This is a genomic window from Sinorhizobium sp. CB7 (genome assembly GCF_041357635.1).
Lineage (GTDB): Bacteria > Pseudomonadota > Alphaproteobacteria > Rhizobiales > Rhizobiaceae > Rhizobium.
The window spans coordinates 1-351 of sequence record NZ_JAULLL010000078.1 but is presented as its reverse complement, the minus strand read 5'-3'; the positions used below and the strand labels follow the sequence as shown (position 1 = coordinate 351).

Annotated in this window: 1 protein-coding gene; it reads right to left on the bottom strand. The window is 63.0% G+C overall.

All coding sequences use genetic code 11. From position 1 onward, the window contains the following. The coding region (locus AAE029_RS36255; protein WP_371077772.1) for a hypothetical protein at positions 1–351 on the bottom strand (351 nt) is incomplete at both ends.

Sequence of the window (351 nt, the reverse complement as noted above, 5' to 3'; positions counted from 1 at the left end):
CGGCTATCTGGTCCGCCGAAAGCGAGGCGATATCGTCTGTGCTGAGCGCCGCAATTTGTTTGGAGGTGAGGGCGCGGACTTGGGCAGTAGTCAGGGCGTCCAGCTGATCGGTGCTGAGGGCCGCGATCTGGTCGGTGGTCAGGCCTGATACCGCCGCTGTGCCCAAGGCAGCGATCTGGTCCGCTGAGAGCGACGCGATCGTCGCCGTCGACAAGCCCGAGACCGCACTTGAACTGATTGCGGCCATCTCAGCGGTGGTAAACGTGTCCAGATCGTCCGCACTGAGGGCTGCAATCTGTTTCGAACTGAGCGCACCGACCTGGGCAGTGGTCAGGGCCTCGACCTGATCGA